Origin of the sequence: Pseudarthrobacter sp. PH31-O2 (assembly GCF_030063265.1) — a bacterium.
Taxonomy (GTDB): Bacteria; Actinomycetota; Actinomycetes; order Actinomycetales; family Micrococcaceae; genus Arthrobacter.
In genome coordinates this window covers 1-18,684 of sequence record NZ_JASIST010000015.1, presented here as the reverse complement: position 1 = coordinate 18,684, position 18,684 = coordinate 1, and the positions used below count along the sequence as shown (strand labels likewise).

17 protein-coding genes are annotated in these 18,684 nt (G+C 59.7%); 14 read left to right on the top strand and 3 right to left on the bottom strand.

Annotated elements, in window-relative coordinates; genetic code table 11:
• Nucleotides 1-57: 57 nt before the first annotated feature.
• On the bottom strand, nucleotides 58-381 hold the full coding sequence (locus tag QMG72_RS17085; RefSeq protein WP_283481240.1) for a hypothetical protein: 324 nt from the start codon (nucleotides 379-381) through the stop codon (nucleotides 58-60).
• A 480-nt stretch (nucleotides 382-861) separates the two neighbouring features.
• Here QMG72_RS17085 and QMG72_RS17080 point away from each other — a divergent pair, with 480 nt between their 5' ends.
• The 12 genes from QMG72_RS17080 (at nucleotide 862) to QMG72_RS17020 (ending at nucleotide 13,366) form a co-directional block, all read left to right on the top strand.
• Nucleotides 862-1,428, top strand: a complete 567-nt coding sequence (locus QMG72_RS17080) for an HAD domain-containing protein (RefSeq protein WP_283481238.1) — start codon at nucleotides 862-864, stop codon at nucleotides 1,426-1,428.
• Between the two features lie 8 nt (nucleotides 1,429-1,436).
• Nucleotides 1,437-1,853: a hypothetical protein gene (locus tag QMG72_RS17075; protein ID WP_283481236.1), complete on the top strand. Its 417-nt coding sequence runs from the start codon at nucleotides 1,437-1,439 to the stop codon at nucleotides 1,851-1,853.
• 1,551 nt (nucleotides 1,854-3,404) lie between these two features.
• Nucleotides 3,405-4,118 (top strand): hypothetical protein, encoded by a 714-nt coding sequence (locus tag QMG72_RS17070; RefSeq protein ID WP_283481235.1) that lies wholly within the window; start codon nucleotides 3,405-3,407, stop codon nucleotides 4,116-4,118.
• Nucleotides 4,119-4,380: 262 nt separating this feature from the next.
• Complete coding sequence (locus tag QMG72_RS17065) at nucleotides 4,381-4,839, top strand: COMM domain-containing protein (protein WP_283481234.1); 459 nt, start codon at nucleotides 4,381-4,383, stop codon at nucleotides 4,837-4,839.
• On the top strand, nucleotides 4,836-5,042 hold the full coding sequence (locus tag QMG72_RS17060; RefSeq protein WP_283481233.1) for a hypothetical protein: 207 nt from the start codon (nucleotides 4,836-4,838) through the stop codon (nucleotides 5,040-5,042). Before QMG72_RS17065 ends, QMG72_RS17060 begins: the two co-directional genes overlap by 4 nt.
• A gap of 156 nt (nucleotides 5,043-5,198) precedes the next feature.
• Nucleotides 5,199-5,783 (top strand): recombinase family protein, encoded by a 585-nt coding sequence (locus tag QMG72_RS17055; RefSeq protein ID WP_283481230.1) that lies wholly within the window; start codon nucleotides 5,199-5,201, stop codon nucleotides 5,781-5,783.
• Nucleotides 5,780-6,061: a hypothetical protein gene (locus tag QMG72_RS17050; RefSeq protein ID WP_283481229.1), complete on the top strand. Its 282-nt coding sequence runs from the start codon at nucleotides 5,780-5,782 to the stop codon at nucleotides 6,059-6,061. Before QMG72_RS17055 ends, QMG72_RS17050 begins: the two co-directional genes overlap by 4 nt.
• 233 nt (nucleotides 6,062-6,294) lie before the next feature.
• A complete protein-coding gene (locus tag QMG72_RS17045) occupies nucleotides 6,295-7,137 on the top strand; it encodes a GIY-YIG nuclease family protein (RefSeq protein WP_283481228.1) in 843 nt (280 codons plus the stop codon).
• A 255-nt stretch (nucleotides 7,138-7,392) separates the two neighbouring features.
• Nucleotides 7,393-9,228 carry a hypothetical protein gene (locus QMG72_RS17040; protein WP_283481227.1) on the top strand — a complete coding sequence of 612 codons (1,836 nt, stop codon included), beginning with the start codon at nucleotides 7,393-7,395 and terminating at the stop codon, nucleotides 9,226-9,228.
• Nucleotides 9,229-9,257: 29 nt separating this feature from the next.
• A complete protein-coding gene (locus tag QMG72_RS17035) occupies nucleotides 9,258-9,539 on the top strand; it encodes a M48 family metallopeptidase (protein WP_349359762.1) in 282 nt (93 codons plus the stop codon).
• A gap of 398 nt (nucleotides 9,540-9,937) precedes the next feature.
• Nucleotides 9,938-11,085 (top strand): IS3 family transposase gene (locus tag QMG72_RS17025; protein ID WP_283481224.1). Its coding sequence is split into 2 segments (ribosomal slippage): nucleotides 9,938-10,202 and nucleotides 10,202-11,085, totalling 1,149 coding nucleotides; the frame shifts between segments, so codons are not numbered across the junction.
• Between the two features lie 67 nt (nucleotides 11,086-11,152).
• Nucleotides 11,153-13,366 (top strand): AAA family ATPase, encoded by a 2,214-nt coding sequence (locus QMG72_RS17020; protein WP_283481222.1) that lies wholly within the window; start codon nucleotides 11,153-11,155, stop codon nucleotides 13,364-13,366.
• A 335-nt stretch (nucleotides 13,367-13,701) separates the two neighbouring features.
• Here the strand turns inward: QMG72_RS17020 and QMG72_RS17015 are convergent, their stop codons facing one another.
• Entirely contained in the window at nucleotides 13,702-14,508 is an 807-nt protein-coding gene (locus QMG72_RS17015; RefSeq protein WP_283481221.1) for a DUF6650 family protein, read from the bottom strand.
• Between the two features lie 968 nt (nucleotides 14,509-15,476).
• Here QMG72_RS17015 and QMG72_RS17010 point away from each other — a divergent pair.
• Nucleotides 15,477-16,532, top strand: a complete 1,056-nt coding sequence (locus QMG72_RS17010; protein WP_283481219.1) for a hypothetical protein — start codon at nucleotides 15,477-15,479, stop codon at nucleotides 16,530-16,532.
• A 61-nt stretch (nucleotides 16,533-16,593) separates the two neighbouring features.
• The gene (locus QMG72_RS17005) at nucleotides 16,594-16,995 is read left to right on the top strand and encodes a hypothetical protein (protein ID WP_283481217.1); all 402 of its coding nucleotides are present in this window, start codon (nucleotides 16,594-16,596) and stop codon (nucleotides 16,993-16,995) included.
• 179 nt (nucleotides 16,996-17,174) lie between these two features.
• Here QMG72_RS17005 and QMG72_RS17000 read toward each other — a convergent pair whose 3' ends face one another.
• Nucleotides 17,175-17,903, bottom strand: a complete 729-nt coding sequence (locus QMG72_RS17000; RefSeq protein WP_283481277.1) for a DUF3800 domain-containing protein — start codon at nucleotides 17,901-17,903, stop codon at nucleotides 17,175-17,177.
• Nucleotides 17,904-18,684 lie beyond the last annotated feature (781 nt).

Below are 18,684 nucleotides of genomic sequence, written 5' to 3'. Positions count from 1 at the left end.
AGGAGGACTACTGGCTGGAGGCCGACCCTTGGAGTGAGGGCCTGTAGGCGGGACGCGTCAGGGACGGCCTGCGAGCCGGGAGATCGACAAGACTGGCGTCGTGTCACGAAAAGTGCTGACCCCGTCATTGCGAATATCCAGCCACATGGCGCCCCGCATCCCGACTGCGAGCTCGACGATCCCCAGCAGCGGGATTTCGTCCCCATCCTTCCGGAGCTCCGACGGGGTCAGGTTCTTGTAATTGTCCGTAGGCGGCAGGTCCTCAGCGAGCCGGACGACGGTCCGCGGGACCGAATCCAGGTCGACGCAGTAAAGCGTTCCGCTTGCCGTACGCACCCGGTAGGCGCCGTGCATATCATCGGTGATCTGGTCCAGGTCCATGGTCGGATTCTACGACGAACTCTGGGAGCCCGTTCGGCCGTGCCCTTTCGGGATTATTGCTGTGCAGCGTTCGGGCGGTGATGATAACTGTGGTGCCGTGGCCCTGTCGAATAACTTATGCCGCTGTGAACGGCAATGGTTATTAGACGGGGCCAAAGCGCCTCTCCGACGGCGAAGCGCAAGCCTAGGATTGGGCCCTAGCCGAACAGACCGACAGCGCCCAGCTCAGGGTTGAACAAAGCGTGCGCGAAGCGTGCCCCGGCCAGGCTAGTGCACCCTGGCGCGCCTCTACTCCAGCCTCACCCGGCGGCCGCGGAGCTGTGGCTTCCGCCCAGGACCCCTACCTTCACGCACGGCCAATCGATGTCCTGCGCATAGACGCGCCCGGCCGATTTTCATGGCGCTGAACGCGCCCGATGAAGGGTCGTTCGAATAGGGCGCTGGCGCTGGCGCTTGGCGCACAGCCGTAACGTGTAATGCATGAAGACGATCGTTCTGTTGGACGTAGACGGCACCATCGTGCCGACCAGGCACCCCTGGACCACAGTGCAGCTCCGGGGCCTTCAGGAGTTCGATTTGGTCGTGCCCCCGTACGCGCCGACCACTGTGCGTGTCCGTCCTGCCGTCATTGAGGCCATCAACGCGTGGCATGCGGCAGGCGTCGACATCCGTTGGCTCACGTCGTGGGGTTGGAGGGCGCACTGGCTGGCCCGGGCAATCGGCCTGCCGGAGCTCGAGATGTTCTACGAGCCCTCCCCGGGGGAGATCTACATGTACGCCCGTTCCCAACGGCCCTGGAAGCGGTTTGCGGTGAGCAATGCCGCGGAGGACGACTGGAAGACCCCTATCCGGGTGGTCTGGATCGATAATGAGCCGGCAACCGGCCAGACAAAATACCTCGAGGAGAATCTGACAGCGATGCATCCAAACATCGCCGAAGTCCGCATTGTCCGGCCGGACGAGGAGCGAGGCTTGACCCTGAAAGACCTGAGGCGCGCGTCAGCACTCCTTGGCGTGGACCCGCCCCATAGCAATCGATCGACCTAAGGAAGCCGGTGTACGAATTGGAGCACGATGAAGCAGTGACGCTCTCTTTGGCGGCGGAGAAACGATGGATGCAGCTGCTCTGCGACGGCTCGTACACGCTGGCCGAGTCCGCTGAGCAGATGAACCCCGGGGCGCTGGATCCTGCGCGCGTCCTGACGCTGCGCCGCTCCGGGGAACTGCTCGCTTTCGAGTACGCGGGCGAGATGTGGTGCCCGAAATATCAGTTCGCCGGCGGTACGGAGTTGCGGGTCGTCTCTCAGCTGCTGAAAGTTACCCGCGATGTCGGTGCGCCCGACGCTGACCTCGCCCTGTTCATGGTCACCCAGTCTTCTCTATTCCCTACTCAGGACACACCGGCGGATCACCTGGCCTGGGCAGCCCAGATCGTCGAGACTGCCCACATCCACTTCGAGGCGGTGTGGTGACGGGCGAACGGCCGGAATGGCGCGAAGACCGCTTGGCTGGATTTCGGCTTCGCGGCTGGCGACGGTGCCAGACAGGATCAGGAATCCGTTGAGCCCGGACGCTTCACAGCGGGTCAGCCTCGTCGTGGCGCCGGCGTTGGCGACCGAGGAAGCGAAGGATCCGGCGCGCGGGACGAGGTGGGTTTTGTGTCGATGCCGCCCGTGCGGGCCACGCGGTATGTCGCATGTTCCATTCCCTGGAACATGCGCCGATTCCGGGTTAGCGGCCACACCCCAGGTGGGCGATTCGGGGAGTCGGGGAGCGGCCAAACGGCTTGAATTTCGCCCCTTAACACCGGAAGCCGTGTTCCCCGGCCTACGGCAGCTTCTGTCCTCTCTAAGAATTGGGAACGGCCTGTCAGTCTGCGGGCATCTCTATGCCTAGGCCAACCTCGCTTATCTATATGTGGCTGGAGTTGAAGTAGGTCAAGGCTGTGGGGGGCGCTGTGCGAGAGTGACTGGAGGGATTTGATCTACGCTTGGCGCGGGCTTTCACCCCTTCGGCGGACACTTCGTCTGGAACCAGTGGTGATGTACCTTCCCTGCCGGCGGCGGACGTGCGGTCGGCCGGTGTGCTCTTGCTGGTCAACGGAAGATTGGACACCGCGTAGGCGCTGCGCGCCGGAAGAGGATCCTTGCCTGAGCGATTTGGCGGAAGTCCCGGCCGGCGAGGATAAGCGCTGGGGCGCAGGGGGATTGTTCCGTCAACGAAGCGCCTTTGAGGCCGACGGCTGCCCGCCGGCAGTGAGCAAGACGTTCAGCAGCGAGCCACCGGACGGTGTCCCATACGCCTGGAACTTCAGGCCACCCCGCGAGGAAGCCGCTGCCCTCCAAGACCAGCACCCTGACGGTCAGAGCCCGAGTGAACCGGAAACCTCGTCGGGGCGAAGCGCCGTCGCCGTCCAGAACGCCACCTTGAAGAACCTGCGGACCTTCAACAAAGAGTTCGCGCCGGCAGGCATCCCTATTGGAGAAATAAAGCCACCGGCCTGGCCACCCGGGTACTGCAGCGCAGTCGTTGCCACCAGAACGCCCCACCAGACAGCCAGCGCAGAGGGACCCTGACCGGGACCACTCCGCAGGGCGGAACCCTGAACCGCAACGCAGCCCCTTGGACGCGCAGCGTCCAGGCACCGGGAACGTTCCCGAAGAGATCAGCGGACCGAACCCGCGGGTGAGCGCCAGCGAACCAGGGCACGGCATCGGTGGCAAAACAAGAGCACGAGGTGGGTGGGCAGGCGTCAGCGCGCGCCGCGCGCTGCAGGAAACGGAGAGTCTTTTCGAATCGGTATCGGAACCTACTCGACCTGCATACCGGAAGGCTGACAGGCAGCGAGGGGCGAGGGGCGCAGCCCCGAGTCCTCTTAATATGCCCACACCCATGCCGCCGAACTTCTCAGCACCGGCACAGCGGCTATCGCCGGGTCTAAGGCGCCGTCGTCATTCGGATTCGCCTGCGCCGCTGCCAGTGAAGCGGTGAGGATTCGGGTGAACTCCGCACACATGTGCCGTATGAAAACACATGATGCTGGGATGGGGATTACGGCTGTCGACCGTTGTCCGGACGAACTCCCTGACGGGCTCACATGCCTCCGACGATGGCTGGTGAGCCTTTTTGACGGTCTAGTCACTACCGAGGCAAGAGTGGAAATCGACGAGCAACTCCTCACGTTTGTGCGGGCGCGACCGATCATGTTCGCAGCCTTTGTCTCGGGCGTCGTCTCGGATCTCCTAATCAGCCTTCCGGCCGAAGACCCATGGCGGCATACCGAGGAGTCTGAGGGCTGCATCCGGTCGGCGGCCGGTAACCCGTTCGGGTGTTGGGAGGACGGCGCGGACCTCCATCACCGAGCCGACGCAGACTTGAAATCAGAACCAAAACTTGCTGCATTGCATGCGCCGCTTTCGACACCAGCGGCTGAAGTGATCCATCTCGGCTCCCACGGCTGGCGGGTTCCGTTCGAGAAGTTGAGCAATGACATTCTCTTGGGCAAGCCCGCTGACGAATTGTTGTTGCACGGTTGCACGGCTGTCAGATGGGTCGTTCATCGACGCCGGGCCTACATGGGAGCGGACGACGCCTACGCCTTAGCTGTTGGCTGGTCGTGGGGCCGACGGGCTGACAATGTCGACAGGGGTGTGCCGTGGGACGAGTCGAGGCGCGCGCGTCTCGCTCGTCAGGAAAAGGTCCCGGACGGCCTACACGAATGGTTCGCTGCCCGATGACCGAAGCGGCAATCGAAGTCTGATGCGCGGCCGCATGCTTCATGACGACGGGTTCCTATGGTGAGAGATGGTTGCTACTCCGCACACATGATCGTCATGAGAACTTTGAAATCAGAAAACCACAGCAGATGGCTAACAGGTCCCCGACTAGAGGGGGAGGGCGCGGGCTTGGCGCGACAGTGCGACATGGTCGATCCGTCCCGACAAACCTCGGTCTCTTCGAGCATTTTGGGGCCAGCAAATGGACGGTGACCGTGAATACATGGCAAGTGAAATCGAGATCGCCGCTGCAGCCATTCGTAATGCTTCCGCCGGAGTGGACGAGAATTCCTTGATCGATGAGGACTACCTGGGCGCCGTCTCCGAATGCCTGGCGCGGCACTATGTGGCGGATGCTTCTCTCTGGACCCAATCAAACCAGGACGCCATCCTGCTCTTTAGAGCCATTGGTCGGAGCTTTCCGCAGGTCATCGATCGCGCCGCTGGCCGGATGCTTCTTAGCAGTTGGCTTGACCGTTTCTTCCACGGGGTCTGCCCTGCAGACCTCGATCCACGAAACTCCCACCTCGCTCTCATCGGTCCCCTTGAAGAGCTATCCATGAGCGCAGCCATTGACGTTCGCTTCGTAGTTCAGGTTTACGTCGACGCATCGCCGGATGAACGGAATGACTTGTTAGAGCGACTCGCCGAGACCAGCCGCAGGGAAAGCCGAACGACATGACGAAAGAGGACGTATCTCTCAGCGACAAGATGCAGCAGGACGTCTCCGGCCGCTCGGCAAAACCGAAAGATGGTGCCGGGTCGCTGCCGGAGGGTCCGAAGGCGGTTCACCAACAGGCGAAAACCACCGGCGGAACGCCCACGGGCCAACCGGGGAATTTGCCCAGGCCTATGGCTGAGCGTTGCGGCCTGATCAAGGTTTAGTGCAAACAGCATAAAGGGACAAGGAGGCGTCCGTAAGGGGATCGGCTACCGGCACACCGATCCACGCCGCTGAGAGCCGGAAAAGGTGCGTCCGTAAGACCCGCTCGGTGAACCGTCCGGTGTGCGGGGGCTTAACGAAACACGAAGGAGACAACCTTGAAGATCGGATATGCCCGGTGTAGTACCGCGGAGCAGGACCTTGCCGCGCAACGTGAGCAATTGCAGGAACTTGGCGCGACGCGGGTTTACGTTGACCATGGGCTGACCGGAACGAACAGGGACCGACCCGGTCTTCGTGAGGCTCTGGCCGCCGTCAGAGAGGGGGACGTGCTCGTCGTCGCCAAGCTGGACAGGCTCGCTCGATCCTTGCCCGACGCCCGCGACATCGTAGAGGAACTGACGACGATGGGTGTGAGTCTTCAGCTGGGAACCTCGATTCACGACCCGAAGGACCCGACGGCGCGCCTGCTGTACAACGCGCTAGCGATGGTCGCCGAGTTCGAGGCGGACTTGATCCGGTCGCGAACACGACAGGGAATGCAGCTGGCGAAAGCTAAGGGGAGACTTCGCGGGAAGATGCCTAAGCTGAGTCGAAAGCAGGAGGAGCATTTGATGCGTCTGAGCGACGCCGGAGAACATACGGTCGCCGAACTCGCCGAACTCTTTTCAGTCTCGCGCGGGACGGTCTACAGGGCGCGGGAGAGGGCCCTGCGTTGTCACGATGGTGAGGCCGCCACATGACTGGAACAGACCCCAAGAGCAGAATGCTAAGTGACAAGGAGGGGAGCGGCATCAAGGCAGCCGCGGGCCGACTCGCATGGAACAACGTCTGGCATTACCCAGCAGACGGGTGCATAGTCTTTGTCCTGGAAGCTGGTCGAGGACGAACATTGTCCCTGTGGCACTTCCACCGACTCGTCGAGTCTATTGGCGAAATCCTGGGGCCAGACAGAGCGTTCTTCATTGAGGGCGTCGAGGAGGCAACTCCCGATACCTGGACGAAGATGACACTGCTCTGAGTTCCCGGCTAAGCCTGCCGGCCGCCAGCTGGCACTGCAGAATCGTCGACGGTGCTCAGCCATGCGCCACCCCAATCTTGCGACTCTTCTCGTCATCGTAATCCGCCATTCGTCACGTGTCCGCTTCGAATCAGGGCGGTTTACGGGATTGCCCTTCCGAGGTCTGAACTGCCAGTACAGTGCTGGAAAGAGGGTCCGGATTTTCCGTCTGGCCAATTCAGCGAAGGTAGAGCATGGATAACAGCATCTCGGGCGACCTGAGCCTCGGCAATCTCTTCCATGCGGCCGGGCTCGCTCCGGAGGATGTGCAGGTCATCCGGCACACGCTGAAGCCGGACGGGTTGAGGACGCGGGCGGACGCAATGGGACCCGGCCTCCTGCCTTACGTGCGGGAGCAGGGCATCCGCAACAGCAAGCTGCCGCCGACCCCTCCCCGTATCTGGCTGAACTTCCTTGCCACCACCGGCCGGCGGGCCCGGTTCCTTACCGCGTACGAGAACCATGGTGAGGTTGTTGCCGAGCGCTCCGACATTCGCCGCTATTTCGATTTGAGGCCCTCGCCGGTGTTCGCGGCCCTGGTGGACCGGCTGGTCATTGAGTGGACCAATGACCCGGTGAACTGGGCCAAAACAGGAGACCTGGCGACCGGCATGGCCGTGGTGGAAATTTCCGACCCGGCCGACGTGGCATTCCTCGGCTTCGACGCGATCCTGATCAGCTACGACGAGCTCCAGGCCGTCATGTCGGACGACCGCTACAGGCAGTGGCAAACGGCCCTCAGATCCGTCCAGGGAATCTACGTCATCGCCGACACCCTGACGGGAAAGTTGTATGTGGGCAAAGCTGACGGCGCTGAACGCTTGCTTGGCCGCTGGAGCGAGTACGCCAGGAACGGCCATGGCGGCAACGTCGCGCTCCGGGAGTTGGCCGCCGCCGACGCCCGGCACCGGCAGTACTTCCAGTTCAGTATCCTGCAGGTCTTCTCGCCGAGCGCCTCTGCCGCGCAGGTGGATGCAGCCGAAGCCCACTTTAAGCGGGTCCTCCTCACCCGTCAGTTCGGCATGAACCTCAACTAGGGGTCGAGCCGACAGGATGTCAGCGAGCCTCAAAGGCTCTAGCTCGATGAGGAACCACTTCGAACCCCGGTTTTTGGGCCTTTATGTGCCCGAGGTGTCTCGCGGACCCCCACTGAATGTCGGAATTCGGTGCTTTTTGGCGGTGTTTTGTGGTCGATAAATGGCCCCTAGAACCGTCGCGTGGCTAGGCCCCGACCTAGTTCCTCCATCTCGTATCCTAGGGAACTGAGATACGCGAGTATCGAGACAGTCAACATGTACAACAAAGAACGCTCGTTCCACATCCATCCTTTGGACAGGAAGAATGACCTAGTGGTATCACGCAATCCTGACGAGCCGACCAGGGCAACCGTCAAAGAACATCCCCTGCCCACTGTGGCAACTGTAAAACAGCTGTACGCCTCGGCGTTCCGCTGCGCGAAGCCCGATTGTCTCCGCCCGCTCTACAAGACGAATGACGACACCGGTGACCTCGTCTTGAACAGCCGTATCGCACACATTCACGCCCGTCGCGCCGGAGGGCCTCGGTGGATAGAAATGTCGGCAGAGGACAACCGGAGCGCGTCGAACCTCGTGCTCTTGTGTATAGAGCACTCCTATGAGGTGGATGACTTCCCCATCCTGTTCCCCGCCGACATCCTCCGCCAATGGAAAGCCGTTCAGTTCGAGGAGTATCAGCAAGTCCAACGAGGTTGGCCTCTCAATGATGCAGAAGCCGGCCAAGTAATCGGCGCGTCGTTACCTGCGGTCGACTTTCATTATGCAGGTGCGATTCTAGAGGGAGTTCGTGCGGCCGAGCGGCTCACCCTGGCGGCTCGAAACGTCCGGCGCGGGCCGGCGACCGAAGCAGCCGCATGGCTTGCTACCAGAGCCCGCGCACGTAGAAGCACCTCGTGGGACCAAGACGGCAACACGATTTTTGCGGAACCGTCCTCGCTCGAGACCCGACAACACAGGGCCGCACTCCAGGAGGCGCTCACCCAAGCCTGCGAGGAGCTCATTCCCGCCGTGCACGATGTCAAAGTTGAGCTTGCGGCAGCCAAAGCGAGTCGCCCGTCTATCTCCCCTTGGGTTTCTTGGGTATCGCGTGCCGTCGACGATGTCGTAGCCGCATCAGGAACATGGCCAGACACACCTGAGTTGAACGACGATGGCCAGCTCGAGGCCACCTTAAAGAAGCTTGCTGAGGCGACAGATGCTCTCAGCGCAGCCTGGCGCGGTGAGCAGGCCCAGTCGCCTCCACCTGTACCGCAAATGCAACCACCTGCAGTTGAACATAACCCGATCAAGGAGCACCTGGCACTGCTTGAGCGGGCTCGCCCCTACTCGCGGGTTCAACATCGTCCCTACGACGCAGCGCTGCGCGCAGAACTTGCGGAGGCCGCCTCGGCCGCTTCCGAAATTCCACCCGTAATGTCTGCCCTCGCCTTGGGACTCGATGCGACATGCAGTCTCGCCGCTGCGGTCGCCGCGAATGCAGAAGATGACGAGCTAGCGGTCCTGACAGATCAAGACGCCAAACGCCGACCGTTGTCTGCAGCGTTTTGCCTGCTTGCCGAGACCGCCCGGATTGCCGAGAAACGCGGCCGTCTGGTTGCGCAAGAGCATGCTGAGACAGCCCTCCTAGCCCTCTGGGACAGCATCGATTGGTCCGACCCCAGTTCTTGGGACCCCGAAGATCTGAACCTCCAATCCGCACTTTGGACCGGCACGCGACTCACCTCGCCCCAAGCCGTTGCGAATAAGCTCACCCGCGCGTTGGAGCAGCAGCCTGGCATTCTCCTTCTCCTCGTTAGCGCTTGCGCAGGCTGGGTTGAGATGCACGACTCAGAGACCATGGAAGTGCGCGGTCACCGCCGCCGGTATCGGCAGCTCCCTCCATGGTTCCCGCTGCAAGCCGTCGTAAAAGCAGCCGCCTCCGCGACGCCGGTGACCGTGGACCAGTTCGGGGAGACCGCCTCTGACGATGCCGAATCGCTGCTGGCTCAGGTACTTTGGGCTGCGGAACACGAGCCCGCCCAACCGCAGGTCGAATCTGGAAGCCCAGCTGCCTCTCACCGCCTCCCGTTGCCAGACCGCCCGAACTCATAGCCAAGTGGCAACCAGTTATCGGACGAGATGTGGCGAAGTGGACTGTGCGCCGCATGAAGACCAAGTGGGGTAGCTGTAACCGCGAATCAGCCCATATCTGGTTCAACATAGAACTCGCCAAGAAACATCCGGACTGCCTCGAATACATCGTGGTCCACGAATTGATGCATCTAAGAGAGCGGCACCACAATGAGCGTTTCACCGAGTCGATGGATCAACACTTGCCAGACTGGCGTGCTCGGAGAGATGAGCTCAACGCCGCACCTTTAGTTCAAGTGAAATGGGGAATCACGGATGTCGCTGGAAGCTGATATAGCTAGGTGGATAGGCACTCGCCCAACGTGGCAGCAGCAAATCTTTTCTAGTCTCTGCAAGGGAGATCCAATTGGTGAAGCCGCGATTGACCAAATCGCGGAAGACCTCCTGACGGGATCCGATGCCGTTGCCGATGCGCTGCAGCTCAGTGCATCAGACATACCTGGCGGCGCGGCAATTTCGGATCCTGTCCGTCTTCTCCAACTTCGGAATGTCGAGGGAATCAACGCTCTCGCCTCAGGCCAGACACTTACGTTTTCCGGCAGCGGTCTCACAGTGATTTATGGTGACAATGGCAGTGGCAAGTCAGGCTATGGTTGGGTCCCCAGATAGAAGTCCAGTGTCTGTGTGAGTTTCGTGTCCGAGAATGGACACAGGAGGAAATTCACGAATCATGGCACGCAGACATACCCCCGAGCAGGTCATCGCTAAGGTCCGGCAGGGACAGAAGATGCTCAACGACGGACGCCCGATGGTCGAGGTCATCAAGGAACTTCAGGTCACCGAGGCGACCTGGTATCGCTGGCTGAACCTGTACGGGTCCGAGAAGAACGCCGAGTCATCCAAACGGACCAAGGAGCTGGAGAAGGAAAACGCCCGGCTCAAGCGGCTGCTGGCGGAGAAGGAACTCGCCATCGACATCCTGAACGAGGTCGCGCGGGGAAAATTCTGAGCCCCGGACCCCGCCGCCGTGCCGTGCGCATGGCGGTGGAGAAGTTCGGGGCGTCCGAACGCTTCGCCTGCGCGCTTCTGGGCCAGAACCGGTCAGCGTTCCGCAAGAAGAAACCCGACATGGGTTTCGAGGAAATCCAGCTCCGCGCAGCCTTGCGCGCCGTGGCGGTGAAGCATCCAGCGTGGGGCTGGCGGAAGGCCCGCTGGCACCTGCTGGCACAGCCCGAGTGGGACGGCGTGGCACTGAACAGGAAGCGGGTGCGCCGGCTCTGGCGCGACGAGGGGCTGACCTGCAAACCCAGGGCGCGGAAGAAGCGCCGCACCGGGCCCGGCGCCGGGGAGCAGAAACGGCTCACAGCCGAGTACCCGATGCACGTGGTCAGCTTCGACTTCCAGTCCGACGTGACCTCCTGCGGCCGGCACATCCGGTTCTTCAACGTCATCGACGAATACACCCGCACCGCGCTGGCCATCATCCCCCGCCGGTCATTCAAAGCCGCCGACGTGGTCGCGGTGCTGGAGAACATCATCGCCGAAACCGGCACCGCCCCGGCCTACGTCCGGTGCGACAACGGGCCCGAGTTCACTGCTGAGGCACTGGTCAGCTGGTGCGACACCGCCGGGGTCGACACCGCATTCCTCGACCCGGGATCACCCTGGCAGAACGGCTTCATCGAATCCTTCAACGCCCAATTCAGAAGGGAACAACTCTCCGGAGAAATCATGGACAGCATGGCCGAAGCCAAGTATTTGGCGGAGGAATGGAAAGCTATCTACAATCATGAACGGCCCCACGGATCCCTGGACGGCATGACGCCGAAGCGCTACTGGGAAACCTGGACGCAAGAAAACCAATTAGCTATCGCATAGACGCTGGACTGCTAACGGGGGCCCAACCAGCTACGCGCGGCTCCTTCGGACAGCCGTCAGGGCGCGTGTGCACGGGGATGTGCTAGGAAATGTCTTCACCTCAAATGGCTCTGACGATCAACACGCGGTTTTTGAGTACGTAGTCGGCGACGCCGGCAGTACTGATGAATGGAAGTGGCAGGAGCCGGTCAGCGGAGAGCTTGCGCAAGTTCAGTTCTACGACGATGCGTGCGGCCAAGCGTACGTCAGTACGGCATCTGAAATCAGCTACAGACCTTCCGCACTCGAGTTGCTTGATCAACTTGGCCAAGTCTGTGACGCCGTGTGCGCCACCCTCGACGAGAAGTTGCAGGAAAATACAAACTCGAAAGCCTCGATGCCGGTTGTGCATCCGGACACGGCGGCTAGCGCATTTTTGGCATCGCTTACTGGGCAAACAACGAAAGAACAGTTAGACGTCGCCCTGGCACCAAGGGCCGACATCTCAACAGATCTGGGTGACGCGATCCAAACTGAAGCGCAACTCAAGAGTAGTGACCCAGCCAAGGAACGACAGAGACTCAACAATTTAGCGACGGACTACAGGACTGTCGCCGCATATTGCAAGCTGGTCTTCAGCACTTTGTCGATAGAAGGGCTTCAGTCGCTCGCGAAGATACGGAAGAGTGCGCTAGAACTTCGTGCAGCCGCGAAGATCGCGTCATCCGATAAGTTTTCCGAGGAACCTCTCGACGGAGTCGGCAGTGAAACATGGCGGACGCTGTGGCAGGCAGCCAAAGCCTACTCGGAGACCGAGGCATACACTGGGCACGATTTCCCTCATGTCGAAGAAGAAAGCCGCTGTGTCCTGTGCCACCAAGTACTGGACGAAGGAGGGGCAGAGCGTCTCAGTCGATTCCACACCTTCATGACCGAGACCACCGAAGAAGATGCCAAAACGGCCGAAGGGTTATTGCAGGCCAAGCGCGCTGAGTTGGCTAAGCTTCATCACCTGCCAGCTTCGATCAGCGCATCTTTGACAAGGCTTACGATCGCCGACGATCTGACAGCCACGAAGGCGGAAGAGTGCCTCCAGAAAGCTGTCGACGCCGCTGTGCAAGCTGTTGAATGGATTGACAGTCAGCAGGATGATCCTCCAGCTGCACTTGTGGAGTGCTCGGCGGCCGCTCTGACCACAAAAGGCGATGAGTTGACCAAGGCCGCTCTCGCTATAGATTCTGGCACGTTCCGAACACGGCTAGCCAACGCCTCGGCCGCGGTCAAAGAGCTGCAATCCCAAACAGCCTTGGTTAGCGCTGCAGAAAGCGTTCGGCAGGAAGTGTCTCGACTAGCCCTGCGTACTACGATCGAAAAAGCCAAGCGGTCGACGGACACTGGCGTCATCACGCGCAAGACAACTGAGCTGACGAAAGAGCACGTTACTCGCGTAGTACGAGATAAATTCACACGCGAGACTGAACGTTTGCGGCTAACTGGAGTTACTCTCGACCCACAGCGGGGAAAAAAGAACACCCTCCCTCACCTTCCGGCGCTCGTGAATACTACGTCTAGGGCCTCTGTGACGGACGTCCTTAGCGAGGGAGAAAAGACCGCTCTTGGCCTAGCCGGATTCTTTACAGAAGTTGCATTCGACGAGACGCGGTCAGCAGTGGTTCTTGATGATCCCATCACATCCCTGGACCATGGCAGACGCTCCATCGTCGCTCGACGCATTGTTGAACTTGCTGAAGACCGCCAGGTAGTCGTATTTACTCACGACATCAGTTTCGTCGGCGACATCGTGAAGCATGCAGATGAGTTTGATGTGCCCGTCGCCAGGCGATGGATCAGCCGCCAAAAGGAATCTACGGGTTATTGCCTTGACGGCCACCCATGGACAGCAAAAGATGTTTCGACTCGCATACGTGACCTGAAAACGGAGGCGGCGAGAATCGCCAAGGATAGGAAAGATCTGAATCCTGAGGAGTACGACCGACGATGCTCCGCTTGGGCTGGTGATCTGTCCACCACCTGGGAGCGGGCGGTAAACCTGGAGATCGTCTACCAAGTGGTCGATCGTGGAACGGCTGAAGTCAGACCGAAGATGTTCAAACTACTTGCTGCCATCACCCAGCAAGACAACGATGAGTTCCAACAGGGATATAGTCACGCGTCCAAGTGGACGCGGAGACACGACCAAGATCCTGAAACGAACTACACTCCGCCCGAGCCGGAGGAACTGGAAAGCGAGATCAGTCGTCTGGACGTATGGTTCAAACGCGTCCGCAAGTACCGAAGCTAAAAGGCCTCGTGGCGGCGCTCGTATCGGCGGGACTCCGCAGAACATCCGGACGGTGTGGTCGCTCGAGCTAAGGCTAGAGGAGCCCTCTGCACCTCCTGTCTTTCGGATCTACTCAATATCCAATCCATTTTGTGTACATGTCGTGGTGGCAATCACAAGTCGAAGGCGGGCCACAGCGCGCTGAACACGCCGGTAGGCCTTAGCATGTCGGGACAGCTCGGCGGCGGTCATACTGCGCGCGTCCTGACGCCCACAGGGACAGAGGTCGTGGCAGGATTTTGGGGCTTTGAGGTCAGCTCGCGTGTCGTGGGCGGCGTGACGGCCTGCCATTGCAACTAGCGGGCCAACACCGATTGCAGATTGTCAGGAACGGGCATTCCGGATACCCGCGCCAGTTGAGCAATCTGCTTTCCAAGCCGGCGGCGCATTATTCTGAGAAAGTCTCGAGCCTCTTCTTCGTCGATGGCGCGGCCATTCTTTTGCAACTTGAGATCGCCCTGAGTCTTACGAAGGAGCGCCTGGATCTCAGTCGCGGGTTGATGAACGGGATCTCTTGGTAAAGAGTTTTTCAAAATATCGTTGAGAAGGGTTCGGAATCTACTTAGAGACTGAACCACGTGGGACCAGTCTTCGTCGTGAGGAGGATCGAAGAACACCCTCCTATTGTTCATATCGGTCAGAAGTGTCCGGGCAGCAGCCGCTGTCTGTGATTGGCGTCGGACAAGGCTGAAGAGGTTATAGCTGCCCGTGAGAGCTTCTTGGACCAGGGCATGATGGGTGTCCCTCCAGGACAGTATCTCTGGCGCACCGAATCCTGATGTTCCACTGTGGGCCCCCCTTTTGTCGATCATGTCGTGGCAGGCCGCGCAAAGGAAGATCGCATTGTCTGGGTTTGCGCGGCTAGACGGATCCTCGTGGCACTGGTGGCGTTCGCTTCCGTGGCGGTTTCCATAGATATGGGCCACTTGTCCGAGTTTTAGTGGGCCGGCCGCGTTCTGATCCAGCGGCGCCCGTAGAAGTCGGTTGCATTGCGGATTGTTGCAGAAATAAGCCGAATGTGCGGCCGCGTCACCTTTCACATCGTCAGTGAACCGTCCGTCTTGCTTTCCGTCATCGCTGGTCGTCTTGCATTTGGTCTGCACGGCGAAATCATATCGCCCATTTCCTTTGCTGAGCAGATGCAGGGGAGTCGTAGGACAGTGGGGCGCTGCGTGAGCGGCACCATAGATGTGATTACAACGCCATTCAGTCCGCTTGCTGTGCCCCGTGGTGTCGCAATTAGGATTGCCCAGCCAACGCATATCTGCGAAGGCGTCCTGTCAGTACACGTCATAGGTGCACAACCCCCGATGGGACACGTTTAAAAAAGCGTGTACCCTCGACTTCCGAGAAGTGGTGGGTTCTTGTTGTCACGTTCGGCCGGCTGACCCAAATTGACCAGCATGCGAGGAGGTCCGTCGACGGTCCTATGATGAAGACATCGGGAAGCTGATGCGCATCGTGGACGAGTCCGCATGCCAGCCCGACATCGACGGGGGTCTTCGGCCAACCCCCTTGGACTTCATCCAGACCAGGCACTGGCAGGTCACCTCGCCGGCACTATCCGGGGGAGTCCCTGTCTATGAAGATGCGGAGTAGCTAGCGATGGCTTTCAGGGACCATGTGGACCTCACCAAAGCCGCCACTACTGCCGAGCGGATCATCCGTGAGGACCTGGAGACGACCCCCAACCAGAAGAAGAAATGGCGGCTCGCGGAGCCATAGCACACGCACCTATAACGGATCCCTTTCACCGAACGACTGGGTCAGCTTCAGCAAGGATGGTTACGGCGTGAAGTGCCGGAGCCCACGGCCAGCAGCGTTCCCGCCACGAGTTCACCGTCACCGGCAGGAAGCTGCCAGACTGGAACAGTGCCCATTGGCGACGTAGTCGAGGATGGGGGCAAGCGTGGCCGACTGAGAGTGGTGCCATTGGTTTTGCCCCTGCCTGTTGCCCCGTGTCACGCCCCTCGCGGGAACCATTGATGAACTCCGATAGAGTCTTCGTCAGGCCGAACCGAAAGCAGGGGATAACACCTATGGAAGAACTAGCTTCACCTCGGGCACGTCAGTGAGCCGGTACTTCGTCGTCCCATACCTGATACAAGTGAAGGACAGGCGTAAGGAGGCCGGGGCGATACGGCCAATCGACAATGTCAACGGGGCCGGGCTATCACTTAGAGAAGCTGTGGAACGTGTCGTAGTTGCTATGCTTCAGCGCAGCCAAGGATATAACAGTCTTTCGGATCCTGACACTAAGTTCACAGTCACGGAAGCTTTCTCGTCGGACAACCACGAAGCACTTATGGTGACCATCGAACCTGGCAAAAGGGGTCACAGGAGCAGGTTGGCAAAGGCGGACGGCACAACCGTTGACCGCCACACGGGCGATACTGAACACATTCCTCTCCGGGCCCTCATGTATTTTCCTCGTGATTCCTACGCAGCTTTCTTATTCATTGAGCGGCTCGGGCGAATGGGTACCGTAACTTTCATGCGCAATGCGCTTATCCCCAGTCTCACTTGGGGACTGCGATATGTAACGGTGAAAATACCACCTATCACGACACTCCAAGCTTTACAGGCAGCCTCCATCCGTAACGTCGTCTTCAGAGCTCCCCGCAGGAGGGATCGGTCAGGCAAGCTCATCGAATACGGCCCTTCTGTGGAACTCAGGACGTCCTACCGAGGAGGAAGGCGCGTCAAGGGCCTCCTCACCGAGGACGGGAGGAAAATTGACCGCTCGAAGGTTTTCGGTCTTCTCCAGGAGGGGACAGAAGAAGCTGGCGTCTCGTCGCCGTTGGATACGAGCGACTGGGAAGCCAGCCTCAACGTAGAACTTCCGAGCGGACGCCCCGCAACTTTCGATATGAATTCTGATGGCCCTGGACTGGTTTACCCGCTGCTTACAGAAGTAGATACAACTGTCGGGGGTAGTCGCTATCCTGAACCTGAAGATTTTCTTTCCGTTTGCCAGACAATCTTGGACGACATCCGGGGACAGCTTGGAGTCGGAGATGACCACAACCTGCCCACAGCCTCGTCCTTTAACCACTGGGACGGAACGGGAGTTGAACCGTGGAAAGTGACCTACTATGACGATCCTGAGCCCGACCGAATTACTTAGGGGCCAGTTCACCGTAGACCGAAGCGCGGTATGGTTCAGGTCCCTGCGCTGGGCTGAGTTCTTGTGGATTGCGCTTGCCACAGCCGTCGGTTTCGTCATCTTCTTTTTGGGAGTGAACACTGTCGCCGCGGGGCCTGTCCTGACAGCAACGTCGATTATCACCGGTCTGACATTCACTATGGCCATGAGATTTTGGGAACGCCGAATCGAAGTAGCATCGGCCGAACGCACCACGGGGTACATAGAACGGCGTCGACTGATTGAACAGGTGGGCACTCAGCTGATCTGGACTGTCCTAATTGGAGTCCTGAGCACTACCTGGACAGCTTTCGCAGCCCTGGTGTCGGGAGAAAGCCTCGCATCCTGGGCTACGGGTATCAGTGCCGGACTCTTGGCGTACCAGCTGTTCCTGGTAGCCAAGTCCTTGCTGACCTTATACAACAGCAGCATAGAGCTTACGTAGCTGCGCCTACTGAGCTATTACGGTCGGCGGGAAACCGGACGGATATATCGGCTGCCTCTACCTCCACGGAACCTTTGACAGCTCGCATGGTGTGGCTACACTGGAAATGTGCGGATGGTCGTCTGCAAGCTGAAAGGTTTGCACCCGGTGATGAATCGGATTATAGCCGGCTGACGCACTCACAGGGCCGCTATCCACGGATACGCGGCCTTCGTGCTGTCATTCCATGGATGCATCTTCAGCCCATAGGTAGTCAGCTTCCCGTTGTGACGCCACAGCCTGTTCACGAACGCCCCCAAATACTCCGGGTGGCAGTTGCCCATTTGATCAGGTTCAAAGGCGTTACCGGTCGCGCTGGCAATGAAGTCCGCCAACTGCAAGTACTTCAACCGCTTCGGCTGGTCAATGTTGCCGCCTTTGGGGACGTGCCTCCAGTCAACGGAACATAATCCGGGCGACATGTTGGCAAGCCGCGCCTCGTAGGCCCTCAGTTTCGCCAGCGAGAACCGCTGTATGTGTGCAAGGGTGTAGTCCAGGTCCGCTGAGTTGATCCGTGCCACCCACGAGAGGCGCTCGAGCAGGTAGCGGAACGTAAGCAAGTAGGCGTCGTCCTCGGTAAAGCTGGAGTCTGCTTGCAGGTGGCGCTTACATACGACGACGCTCAGGAAGCCGACTTTATGGTCTGCGCCGCCGAGAACAGTTGACGCTGACAGCCGGACGTCGGGCTTGAAGTTTTTCCAGTGCAAATGCTGGCCTGGAAGACGCCCTGTTGCCAGGCGAATGTCCTCCAGCAGCTTGTCCGCGCTAAGTTCCTGCTCGTCGAAGAATAGGGCCGCTGACATAACAAAGTGATCGCTTGACGCCGCAGATCGTGACCTCTGCCCGGACTCGTCAATGTAGGCCCGCAACTTCTTCCGCGTCGGCCCCTGTCCAGCATCCAATTATGCGTACTCTTTCCGGCCTCGCCCGGGTGGTCCAAGTTCCCCTGGCGGTTGATTCGTCGCACAGGCGACTGCCACCATAGATCCAGGAACACGCCAGCTACGCGCTGATCGGTTTCTGTCGGCAGGTACCCTGATGTTTGCGAGACGGACGGGTATCTGCCGCTTTGCTATAAAGGTAAGCGGAAGATCAGCGATTAACCCATCCATCAGGTTGTTCACCTGTGGATAACCTGTGCAGTAGCTGGCATATTCTGTGCACAAAGTGTGGAGTACGTTGTGGGTTCAAATTCAGCTAAGGAGCAAACCCACGCCAACGCTGGGAAGTAGAGCCCGTAAGCATGTGGGCTCTATATTTCTTTCCTGCACCCTCATCCACAGGTCATCCTCGTGCACCAAGTGCGCTTGAGCGGTGCCCACCGGTCGCCTGTCGTCCCCTGTCTGTAGCCTTACGGCGGGGCCGAGCCGAGCCCTCAGATTAAAACCCCAGGGGGAATCAGTGGAGACGACCACAGAAGAAGATGTCAGAGCCCAGCAGCGCGAGCAGGGAAAGGAATTAATGCTCCGGCTCAGCGACTCGGGACATGTTCCGCTGATCAGCTATGGCGGCCACCCGCAGTGGTGTCAATGGCCAATAGTTTGTGCCCACTGGCGGTCAGCAAAAACGCCCGCTGGTGGCCATGAAAACTGCCCACTCATGGCCACCAGATCTGCCCACCGGGTATTCGGTGGCGTTGGCCATGCTGGG

Coding starts and splice junctions, on each gene's coding strand:
- QMG72_RS17085 (WP_283481240.1), bottom strand. CDS start 381: ATGGACCTGGACCAGATCACCGATGATATGCACGGCGCCTACCGGGTG.
- QMG72_RS17080 (WP_283481238.1), top strand. CDS start 862: ATGAAGACGATCGTTCTGTTGGACGTAGACGGCACCATCGTGCCGACC.
- QMG72_RS17070 (WP_283481235.1), top strand. CDS start 3,405: ATGAAAACACATGATGCTGGGATGGGGATTACGGCTGTCGACCGTTGT.
- QMG72_RS17065 (WP_283481234.1), top strand. CDS start 4,381: ATGGCAAGTGAAATCGAGATCGCCGCTGCAGCCATTCGTAATGCTTCC.
- QMG72_RS17060 (WP_283481233.1), top strand. CDS start 4,836: ATGACGAAAGAGGACGTATCTCTCAGCGACAAGATGCAGCAGGACGTC.
- QMG72_RS17050 (WP_283481229.1), top strand. CDS start 5,780: ATGACTGGAACAGACCCCAAGAGCAGAATGCTAAGTGACAAGGAGGGG.
- QMG72_RS17045 (WP_283481228.1), top strand. CDS start 6,295: ATGGATAACAGCATCTCGGGCGACCTGAGCCTCGGCAATCTCTTCCAT.
- QMG72_RS17040 (WP_283481227.1), top strand. CDS start 7,393: ATGTACAACAAAGAACGCTCGTTCCACATCCATCCTTTGGACAGGAAG.